The sequence below is a fragment of the Paenibacillus koleovorans NBRC 103111 genome (assembly GCF_004000845.1).
Taxonomy (GTDB): domain Bacteria; phylum Bacillota; class Bacilli; order Paenibacillales; family NBRC-103111; genus Paenibacillus_AA; species Paenibacillus_AA koleovorans.
The window spans coordinates 1-11172 of sequence record NZ_BIMA01000166.1 but is presented as its reverse complement, the minus strand read 5'-3'; the positions used below and the strand labels follow the sequence as shown (position 1 = coordinate 11172).

General features: G+C 50.3%; 9 protein-coding genes. All 9 read left to right on the top strand.

The genetic code is table 11. The features are described 5' to 3' along the window. The first annotated feature begins 196 nt into the window (after positions 1-196). The 9 genes from PKO02S_RS30005 (at position 197) to PKO02S_RS29965 (ending at position 11130) form a co-directional block, all read left to right on the top strand. The gene (locus PKO02S_RS30005; RefSeq protein ID WP_127588694.1) at positions 197-2485 is read left to right on the top strand and encodes a helix-turn-helix domain-containing protein; all 2289 of its coding nucleotides are present in this window, start codon (positions 197-199) and stop codon (positions 2483-2485) included. Positions 2486-2662: 177 nt separating this feature from the next. Continuing rightward, a complete protein-coding gene (locus PKO02S_RS30000; protein WP_307720053.1) occupies positions 2663-4294 on the top strand; it encodes an extracellular solute-binding protein in 1632 nt (543 codons plus the stop codon). A 94-nt stretch (positions 4295-4388) separates the two neighbouring features. Next, positions 4389-5348, top strand: a complete 960-nt coding sequence (locus PKO02S_RS29995; RefSeq protein ID WP_127588692.1) for an ABC transporter permease — start codon at positions 4389-4391, stop codon at positions 5346-5348. Positions 5349-5358: 10 nt separating this feature from the next. Beyond that, positions 5359-6231 carry a carbohydrate ABC transporter permease gene (locus tag PKO02S_RS29990; protein WP_127588691.1) on the top strand — a complete coding sequence of 291 codons (873 nt, stop codon included), beginning with the start codon at positions 5359-5361 and terminating at the stop codon, positions 6229-6231. Positions 6232-6244: 13 nt separating this feature from the next. Continuing rightward, entirely contained in the window at positions 6245-7714 is a 1470-nt protein-coding gene (locus PKO02S_RS29985; protein WP_127588690.1) for a hypothetical protein, read from the top strand. Between the two features lie 86 nt (positions 7715-7800). Further along, positions 7801-8955, top strand: coding sequence for an oligogalacturonate lyase family protein (locus tag PKO02S_RS29980; protein WP_218033969.1), 1155 nt, complete (start codon positions 7801-7803; stop codon positions 8953-8955). Between the two features lie 40 nt (positions 8956-8995). Next, positions 8996-9751 carry a phytanoyl-CoA dioxygenase family protein gene (locus PKO02S_RS29975; RefSeq protein WP_164821770.1) on the top strand — a complete coding sequence of 252 codons (756 nt, stop codon included), beginning with the start codon at positions 8996-8998 and terminating at the stop codon, positions 9749-9751. 91 nt (positions 9752-9842) lie between these two features. Continuing rightward, positions 9843-10544, top strand: coding sequence for an RNA polymerase sporulation sigma factor SigK (gene sigK, locus PKO02S_RS29970; protein WP_127588687.1), 702 nt, complete (start codon positions 9843-9845; stop codon positions 10542-10544). Between the two features lie 271 nt (positions 10545-10815). Beyond that, the gene (locus tag PKO02S_RS29965) at positions 10816-11130 is read left to right on the top strand and encodes a hypothetical protein (protein ID WP_127588686.1); all 315 of its coding nucleotides are present in this window, start codon (positions 10816-10818) and stop codon (positions 11128-11130) included. The last annotated feature ends 42 nt before the right edge of the window (positions 11131-11172 follow it).

Genomic DNA, 11172 nt, shown 5'->3' with positions numbered 1-11172 from the left:
TCCCCACGCGCCAACTGAACTCTTTCACCAGAGGACCATCAGGGTAATCTTCCCTGATGGTTTTCTTATTAGGGAACACTTTTCACTACTCAACGTCGTTTTGTTCCATAAAATTGAAGCGAACAAGCCTCTTTCACCCTCACCGCTTATCAGTTACAATGAACTCGAATCCGCTTATTGATTAGGGGGTATAGTCATGAAAGCGCTTTTTCGAATGAAATCGATCAAGAGGAAAATGTTTGTATCCTATATGATTGTCTTTGTTATTCCAATGCTTAGTATCGGGATGTTCGGATATTGGTGGACGGTGAAGATTGTTAAAGAACAAACAGAAACGATGTATTACGAAAAGCTGGATCAGGCGCGGAGCGCAATGGACAAACGTTTTTTGGATATGGATCAGCTGGTGCAGACGTTCGTGCTTACCCAGTGGGTCCAGAAAATCGGAAATATGTACGGACCGACGTTTCAATCGAATCGGCTGGAGCCTTCGGAAATCGGCGGGTATGCGGATGAAATCCGGAACTATGAGGCACTCAACGGATTTATCGACCGAATCGCGATCATATTGAATACGAAGCATTTGGTGCTCACCAATAACGGTCTGGACGATTACCCATGGTTTTTCGAGAAAAACTACAGAGTGGAAGGGATGAAAGTCGAGGACTGGCTTCCCTATATCAATATATTCAATCATGGCACCGTGCTGAACCCCCGGCAAGTGCAAACCTATACAAGCTACAAAAATGCTATGACTTACATCAAAACATTGCCGCTGATCGACGATACCCCTGCCGCCACGCTTCTCTTGTCGATTGAAGAAAAGTCGATCCAAGAGGTGCTGCACACGGGGTCGTATGACCGCAGCCATTCGCTGTACATCCTCGATGCGAATAACGAGCTGGTCACGGGTGTCAACATGGACGAGCACATTCGACCGCTGCTGAACGACTTGCCGGAAGCCGGAGCTCGCACAACGAGAATCGTCGAGAATAGCGTTGGAGATCAATATTTTGCCTTCCTTACCCAATCCGAATTGAACGGCTGGAAGTATATTTCGGTAATCCCGACCACCTATGTTCTGAGCAAGGTGCAGGTCATCAAATACGCGGTGCTCATCCTGCTTGCGGTTTCGATCGTGATCGGAATTCTGTTCTCCTACGGCTTTGCCGTGCACAATTACCGTCCGCTCAAAGGGCTGCTTAGCAAACTGAGCAGCGGGATGCCGGCCAAGCCCAAACTGACCAGCGGCAGCAATGAGTATAACTATCTGGAATCGGCGTTCGATACGATACTATCCAGCAATCATGAGCTGGAACAGAAAGTGCAGCTGTATTTGCCTATGGCGATGCACTCCTTCTTTTTGAAGCTCCTCTATAACTTGCATGCTCCGGCTGAGATCCGATATGCGCGGCAGACGATCGGCATTGGGACATCGAGCGATTCCTGGAGAGTAGCCCTCCTATACTTTGAAAGCAACAGCAACGAAAACCTCTCGATCAGCCAGAAAGTGTTCAAATGGACCGTAGAAGGAAATTGGCCGCTGTATCTTGTGGAAATCGAAGGAAACCGGTTGGCGCTCATCCTCAATACCGGGGATCGAAGCAAAGCGGAGGAAGCCATCGATCGAATGAAGCGGTCGCTGTTGGAAGCATTCGGCGAAGGCCATAGTTACGTAGGAGTCGGAGGCACGTGCGTCGAACTGGAAGAAATCAGCAACTCGCATAAGGAAGCCGTTATGGCGCTCAACTATACGTTTGTCCGGGGGAATGCCTCCGACGATATGGTTTTCTTCTCGGATCTTGATACGGACAACAGCTTCCGCTACTACTTCCCGACGGATAAAGAAGAGGAGCTGGTAAGCAAGCTGAGGTCGGGCCAGCTTGAACAGGTGGAGAAGGTGCTTGGCGTGCTGATCGAAACCAACATCGGCAACGGCAACCATCATTTCATAACGTTGCAATGCTTCTTTCACCATCTGCTGTCCACTGCGCTTAAAGCGCTTTCAGAGACGGATCTCAGCATCTCCAATGTGATCAATGAGCGTGAGTTTATGCGGTTGAATACGATCAACAGTCTAAAAGAATACGTGTATGACGTCTATGCGAGGGTATGCGCAGAGATGGCTCAAAAGAGAGAAGCGGACAGCTCAAGAGTGAAGAATGAAATCTGGAGCTATATCGACGACAACTGCTTCGACGGCAATCTCTCCCTGGAAGCGGTAGCCGATCGGTACAGCCTCTCCGTGCCTTACATGAGCAAGTTCATCAAGGAACAGACCGGCCACAATTTCGTCGAATACATCGCTCGCAAAAGAGTGGCCATGGCCAAGCTATTGCTGAACGAGCAAGCGCTTACAGTGGAAGAGGTCGGTTTGAGGATCGGCTATACGAATGTGCTGACCTTCCGCAGGGCGTTCAAGAAGTATTCGGGCATTACCCCGGGCGAATACAGGACTTTAAAGGTTCAGACTAAGCCGCAGTGAAAAAAACGATGCCCCGATTAAAAAACGTCCCCCTGGACGGATCACGCTAGGCACCTCCCAATATGAAAAGACGAACTACTGAAAAATAATGATTGTTGTGCTCCCCTCTCTCACACTTCATAATTCGGATTGAATTGCTGCAGCGATTCCTATCACTTAGATCAAAAAGAGGGAAGGGTGTTCAACTTGAATAATAAGCTCAAATTATTGTTACCGCTTTCAGTGACCCTTGCGATCGTCGGATGCTCAGTCAACAACGGAGGTAGTCCAAATGGCAGCAGCGTACCAACTGCCGCTACGAGTTCGCCCTCTGCCTCCGGTTCCAAGCTTACCGCTAACGGGGAAACGTTATCTTTCGCGGTCATCGATATCGGTCCCGACGGTCCTAGCTATAACAACGATAACCTTCCTATCATTAAAGAGCTTGAAAAGCAAACCGGCGTGAAAGTCAAATTCGAAGCCGTTTACACGGACTACAGTACGATCATGCGGACACGAATTGCAGCTGCTAACAACTTGCCGGATATCATACAGCTGCCGCAAGGAGACGATCCGGTTAAAATTGCCAAGGGCGGCGTTATCCTTAAGTTGAACGATCTGATCGAGAAACATGCGCCGAATACCAAAAAATTCCTCGACTCCAATCCCGATATCAAAAAGGCATTGACGGCTCCGGACGGCGCGATCTATGCCCTTCCCGGCATCGTTTCGCCGGCGGGGAACGATTACAACGTGCTTGGGCTCGGCTATCGGGAGGATTGGGCCAAGAAGCTGAATCTGAAAGCTCCCGAAACGATCGAAGACTGGTACAAAATGCTGCGCGCTTTCCGCGACGGCGACCCGAACGGCAACGGCAAAAATGACGAAATTCCGTTCGCCGCCTCCGGAATCGGCGCTCTCGAGAGATTCGCCCAGTCTTACGGCATGATGCCTATGAGCTCCTATTTTGCCGTCGATAAGCAAGGAAAGGTCGAGTTTACGTGGATGAATTCGAAGGCGAAGGACTACTTGGCCGAGATGAATAAATGGTATCAAGAAAAGCTGATCGACCAAGGCTTGCTCACTCCTCATGCGGATAAAGTGACAGCCTACGTAGTTGGGGATATCTCCGGCGGGTATTCGATTTGGGCGGCGCGATTCGATCAGTACACGAAGGAAATGGAGAAAAACTTCCCTGGCGCCAGCTGGGTAGTTACCGCCCCTCCACGCGGACCGCATGGAGATCAAAATTACGAAGTGAATCCGGCCTTGGACGGCAACCGATACGCCATCACCAAGAATGCCAAAAATCCGGAGCTCGCGATCCGTTGGCTCGATTATATATTTGCCAGCGAGCCCGGACAGCTCCTGTTCAACTATGGGATCGAAGGTGTCACCTATACGATGGTGAACGGGAAGCCGCAATATACGGCGGAAGTGACGAATAACCCGAAATATCCGAATCCCTCTTCGGTGCTGGGCACCTACGGAAGCGGGGGGCGCTTCCCGCAAATAATCCCGCCGGATGCATTAAGTCAGCAGTCCAAGATTCTCATGCCCGAAGCTTCTATGAAAAGACTGCAAGATATTAAAAAGTACTACCGTCCCGTATTCCCGCCAGTTATGAGCACCCCGGAAGAGTCGACCGCCTATTCTCAGAAAATGGCGGATATCAATACGTACCGGCAGGAGATGGTCGCCAAGTTTATTACCGGGACCGAGCCGCTGTCGAACTTCGACAAATTCGTAAGCACATTGAAAACAATGGGGATCGACGAAGTAATCAAAATCAAACAAGCCCAATATGACCGCTGGAATAGCATAAAATAAGCGACATCATCCATTCAGGGCCGGATCAAGGTTGCGTGTGAAGCCTAACCCTGCATCCGGCCTGCCGATGATCCGAACGATAAGGAGCGCCGCCATGATACCTGAGAACGGTACGACCGCCTTGCATCGGGCCGGGGCTGCGGGCAGATGGACGCGGTTCCGCAAAAATGTGATCAAGAGCAAGTACTTGCTGCTGCTCCTGCTGCCCGGGACGGCTTACCTCATCATCTTTCAGTACATCCCCATGTATGGTGTCGTGATCGCCTTCAAAGATTTTTCACCGGGACTTGGCATTTGGGGAAGCGAATGGGTTGGGTTTCACTGGTTTAGCGAATTTTTCAATTCCTATTACGCTTACCGTCTGCTTCGCAATACGGTGCTGATCAGTGTATATGGGTTGCTCTGGGGATTCCCGATTCCTTTAATATTTGCTCTATTGCTGAACGAACTCCGAAACGGCTTTTTTAAGCGGGCCGTTCAGACGGTCAGTTATTTCCCTCATTTTATCTCGACGGTGATCATTACTGGGTTGATTGTCAATTTCCTCTCGCCGCACGATGGATTGATTGGTGTCTTGCTCAGCAAGATCACTGGAGAATCGATCAGTTTGTTGGTCGATCCTTCCTGGTTTCGCACCATTTATATCAGCTCGGGAATTTGGCAGTCGTTTGGCTGGAGCTCGATCATTTACTTGGCAGCGTTGTCCGCGATCGATCCGCAGCTGTTCGATGCGGCCAAAATCGATGGGGCGGGGCGATGGAAGCAAATGCTGCACATCACGCTGCCTGGCATTATGCCTACCGTCGTCATCTTGCTCATCCTGAATATGGGCAGCCTGCTTAGCGTGGGGGCGGAGAAAATCATCCTGCTCTATTCGCCGGCCATCTACGAGACTTCCGATGTGATCTCCACCTATGTGTATCGCAGGGGTTTGCTCGGGGCGGATTACAGCTTCGGGGCGGCGGTAGGTTTGTTCAATTCCATCGCCAACTTCCTGCTGCTCATTATCGTCAATTCGATCAGTAAAAAAGTCAATCAAACGTCTTTGTGGTAAGGAGCCGCCGATGAAAACATCAAACGACCGTATCATCGAGGGCTTTATTGCCCTCATCCTGTTCGCGATCGGGCTAACCACGATCTATCCGTTTATTTATGTGTTCAGCATGTCGATCAGCGCGCCTGAGGAAGTACTCGCCATGCGGGTATGGCTGTGGCCGCGGGGCTTTTCTTTGGAAAGCTACGGCATGCTGTTCGAAAACAATAATCTGTGGAGAGGGTACTACAATACGATTTGGTACACGGTCGTTGGCACGGCCATCAACATTTTCGTTACCGTCACTTTCGCCTATCCGTTGTCGCGCCGAGATTTTTTCGCCCGAGGGTTCTTTATGATCCTGCTTGCGGTAACGATGTTCTTCAGCGGTGGATTAATCCCCGATTTCCTGCTTATTCAGAAGCTCGGCCTATATGACACCCGCTGGGCGATCGTGCTCCCGGCCGCCATGAGCGCTTGGATTGCCATTATGACCCGCGTTTATTTTCAGACCTCGATCCCTGACGGCTTAACCGAAGCGGCGAAGATCGACGGCTGCTCCGACATCGGCATTTTGGCCCGTGTCGTCTTGCCGATTTCGATGCCCATCATCAGCGTCATTGCGCTCTATTCGGCCGTCGGGTTCTGGAACAGCTATTTCTCTGCGCTCATTTATTTGCCGAGTGCCAAGCTGCAGCCCCTGCAAGTGTATTTGATGAATGTCTTGATCAAAAATTCTCCGGAAATGAACAACCAATTCGAAGACGCCATGGCAAAGGATATGTTTGCGACGCAATTGAAGTACTGCATCATTATGGTATCGATCATTCCAATCATTTGCTCGTATCCGCTGCTGCAGAAATATTTCGTCAAAGGCGCAGTCGTCGGAGCGATCAAAGAATAAGCGAGGGATTTGCATGGAGCATCTATTGAAAACCGCCTGCTCGGCGATAGAACGGTTGATTCAGAGCTCAGAGCCGTATAACGGACTGATACCCTCCCTATTGGATCGCCGCACGGGCGATATGCTGCAGCAGCTGCCTCCAGCGATTCCCGGGCAGCGCGATTCGGACAGAGCCCCGCAGGGCTGCAATCTGATGCACGACATCCCCTTGTTAGGCACGCTGTACGCGCTTGCCGAGTCCGAGGGAAAAGCGGAATATGCGGAAGCCGCCGATCGCTATATCCGTTACTTTGCGACGCAATGTACGGACACGCCGACCGGGTTGTTCCCCTGGGGGGAACATGCCTTTTGGCATTTGACCGAGCATCGCGTAGGGAGCAGTATTGCCCGGTATGAGCCGGAACGTCGGGCGATTCACGACCATCTGCACCATGCGCCGCTCTGGTTGTGGGAGAAGCTGCAAACATTCAACGCCTCTTGCGTGCAACGGTTCGCCGACGGTCTCGAGTATCACTGGAAGCAGACTACGCCTCAAGAATATTACCGACATGCCGAAATCAACCGCAAACAATATGCGCCTGACGACGTTCGGTCCTGCGATTTCCCTAGGCATTCCGGCTTCTACATTTTCGATCTCGCGTTTGCCTACAACCAAAGCCGCCGTCCGGAACTGCTGCAGCAGCTGGAGAAGTATCTAGACTATTGGTGGGAGCTGCGAGACGAGCGAGGGCTGCTGCTGATCGAGAGCCGTTCACCGCAAGACGCGGTTCGCTTCCACATGATCAACTCGCCGACCCAGACACTCTCCCTAGCGGTCAGCCTGCTCGAAGCGGCTGATCTGCTGGAGGGGGCAGCGCCTACACTAGCGGCAACCTTACGGCATCGCTCTGACGTGTATCTAAGCGGTTTCCTCTCTGCGCCTCATGATCCGGCGCAAGGCGTATTCGCCGGACTTTGCACGAGCGACAACGAGCTTACGGAAGAGATGTCCGTCTGGGGCAGCGTATATGGTGTCGCCATCGCCTCCAGCTCCGCTTTGATGTGCCTGGCCGCTTGGCGGCTGTGCCGTCGACCGGAGCTGCTGGATTGGGCCCTGGCAGCCGGCGCCTGCTATCTGGAACAACCGTTCCCCGCGACAAGCGGCATTGCAATGGATGCGAAAGGCATCCGGCCGCATGAGCACATCAATTTGATCGGCCATCATTACGTACCCGCCCGCGACGCCGGTCTCGCTCTAGAATTGCTGGCCGATCTATATGCCATTACCGAAGAGCGGAAGTGGCTCGACGGGGGGGTGCATCTGGCTTCGCAATTCGTCTCCATTTATTTCGACCATGAGATTCCTCGCGGAGCAGCGCAGGGCATCGAGCATTATGAATCGCAGCTCGGTCCCGGTTACCTGATCCACGGCATGGCGCATATTGCGCTTCTTGCTCGCGATGGCCGGGATTGTCGTATGCCTACCGAGTATACTTGCAGGTAATGGCCTTATTTAATACCGATACAAATAACCCATATCATGGGTTATTTGTATATTTAGACTTGATAGGGGCAAGGAGGGATTCTTTCTTGATTCAGCAACAATACAAATCCGAACAGTTCGCCTTCCGAGACGAGCTTACCGGACGCACCGTTCGGCAACTGACTCGCGGCAGCTCCAATAATTATCACCTTTATTTCACGGATAATTCCTTCACTGCCGGCGCATCGGAAATATACTTTCTCTCGGATCGCGCTTCAAGCCACGCTGGCTTGTATAACCTGTTCCGCATGAATCTGGATTCGGGGATTATGACCCAGCTTACGGACGAACCCCTTGGAGTCTTGTTTTGTACAAAGACACCTGACAGTGAGATTGTCGTCTACATCACCGGTAAAAAAGTGATTAAACTGGATACGACCACATTGAAAACCAAACTGCTCTATGAGGAAAAGGGACAAGTGGTATTATCCGCTCCATTCATAAGTCCGAACAAGAAGGTTGTAGGCTTTCCTCGAAACGAAGAAATGCCCTTTAGGATAGGGAGTAATTACAGCCATTTTAAAGAGATGATGTATGCGGTTAAAAAAGGATGGATTACACTGGCCTTTCTCGATGGATCGGGAGCTTATGATCTATTCGAGGACACTCATTGGCTTACGCACTTTCAGTTCGCTCCTGACGATGACCATGTGGCTTTGTTCTGTCATGAAGGTCCGTGGAACCTGGTTAACCAGCGGATGTGGTTACTTGATCTTGTTTCTCGCAGCGTCAAGCCATGCTTCAGACAAGGGGAGGATGACTGTGTCGGGCATGAGTTCTGGACGCGGGACGGACTGATCTTCTTCGACAACAGACGCAAGGGTCATGATGGAACGATTACCTCTTCCAAGAAACAAGCGACTGTGGAAGATACATGGGATCCCACGGATTCCAAACCCATTCCTTATATCGGCTTGGCGGATAAAGACGGTCATGTAGTCAAAAAAATAGATTTGCCCCATTACTGTAATCATTATCACGCTAATCCGAGCAACTCCCTGCTTGTAGGGGATGAGGTCGAGGACCTTGTCCTTATCGATCTAACCTCGAACCCGCCTTTGCTTACCAAGCTTTGCTCTCATCATACTTCCTGGCAAAACGGATTGACGCATTGTCATCCGACCTTTAATTGGGGAGGCGATCAAATCTTATTTGCCTCAGATCGAGACGGAACCATACATTTGTACTTGGTTGAGTTATAAGATCCTCTGCAAAAATCCGATAGAACAGGTGATGATCAGAATGGTTTTAACCGATAATCAATGGCAGACCTATGAGGAAGAGGGATTTCTTAAATTAGGGAAAGTATGGACGGACGAAGAGCTGAATTCACTCTCCGTGCGAATGGACGAGATCATGACGGGCAAAGCGAAGCTGGACTATGAACGGCTGCTTATGCAGAGGGAAGCGGGAGAAGGGTTCGAACAATCAGCCCAGACACTGGGTTTTAAGGGAGCCACGCTAAACTATCGAAAAATTGAAAATCTTGAGCTCGATCCCTTGTTCTTATCCTACATCCAAAACCCTCTGTTTCGTCATATCTCCGAGCACGTTTACTGGAAAGCGCATATCAGCTGTTTTCGAGCTATGTTCATGAATAAGCCCGCTTATCATGGTTCGGTATTGCCCTACCATCAGGATCGTTGGACAGATTTGGACCGTGACCCGCAAGTCACCGTATGGACGGCTCTCGATCCGGCCACGAAAGAGAATGGTTGCGTCAAGATTTTTCCAGGCACCCACAAGCATTTGATTAATTCGGATCATCCTTCCGGCTTTCTCACTGACCAACAAGCCGATCATTTGTTAGAACATCAGGAACCCATTTATTTGGAAATGGAAGCGGGAGAAGCGGTATTGCTGCATAACTGGACCGTTCATGGCTCTGAAGGGAACACGACGGATAAATCCCGGCGGGCTTTTAGTGTTTGCTATATGGATGGGGACACCGTCTCGGCTTCCGGGAAACCTTTTTCTATCGTTTTTGGCAGACGCTAAGCGTCCCCGCTTTGTTTTTCACCCGTACAGGCACGCATAGGCTCCCACCCACATACACTTGTAGTAATTCTGTTGTTGGGGTGGTGGCGGCGTGCCTGGTTTTTTTACTGCGTTTGCTCTGTTCGTCAAAGAATTGATGCTGCTGGTCTCTTACGTGAAAAACAATGCCTTCCCTCAGCCGCTTGCCGAAGAGGACGAGGAGAAGCATTTGCGTCGGATGGCTGCCGGCGACCAGACCTCTCGGAATTTGCTGATCGAGCATAACCTGCGTTTGGTGGCGCATATCGTGAAGAAATTCGACAATACCGGCGAAGATCTCGAGGATCTGATCTCCATCGGCACGATCGGCTTGATCAAGGCGATCGAGTCGTTCTCGCCCGACAAGGGCACGAAGCTGGCGACGTTTGCGGCGCGGTGTATCGAGAACGAGATCCTGATGCATCTCCGTTCGCTCAAGAAAACCCGCAAAGACGTGTCGCTGCATGATCCGATCGGGACGGACAAGGAAGGCAACGAAATTACTCTAATCGACATCTTGGGCACGGAAGCGGACGATGTGGTCGAGAAGGTGCAGCTCAAGATCGAGAAATCGAAGATCTACAAAAATCTCGACATCCTCGATGACCGGGAAAAGGAAGTCGTCGTCGGGCGGTTCGGCCTGGAGCACGGCGGCGAGGAGCGCACGCAGCGCGAAATCGCCAAGGAGCTCGGCATCAGCCGCTCCTATGTGTCGCGGATCGAGAAGCGGGCGCTGATGAAGCTGTACCATGAGTTTTATAAGGCGAAGAAGTGAGTGAATTGAGTGAAGTGAGTAAGCAGGGGCCGAGGGCCTCTATTTTTTTGCTTGAAAAAGCAAACCAAGCCCGATATGGCTGAGAGTCCTTCTTAAATTTGAATTGAATGCTGATCCTTTTTACAACGGAGGGACATGGGTTTTACCTGATCGGCATCTTCTTCTGTCTGATTGCGTTTATATAGCCACCCTTTATTTACCAAACAGGAAACTGTAACATTCTTAACGAATAGAACGTCAAATTACACATCTATGAATTGGGAGAATTAAAATGAAATTTCGTATGATTGTCTTAATCCTTGCATTAGTTGCCATATTGAGTGCATGTAGTCGCTCAAGCGATAATGTTGTTGACCCAGCAGATACTCCAGCACAGAAGAAGGCATTTACCGAAACTGACGCCATTCAAATGGTCTTGAATTCGAAAAAAGACAATGAATCGTTCATTGTTACGTTTGTAAAAGATTGGAACGTAAAAGTGGACAACAAAGAAGCCATTAGTTACTGGGAATATCAAGTAAATTCAGAAGGAGCAACGCTTGTAAAAAGTGAAAACAACGAAAATTTGATTGCGATAATCAAATAAATCGCGATGATTCCGCCTATTTTGACTAAGGCGGTTTTTTTA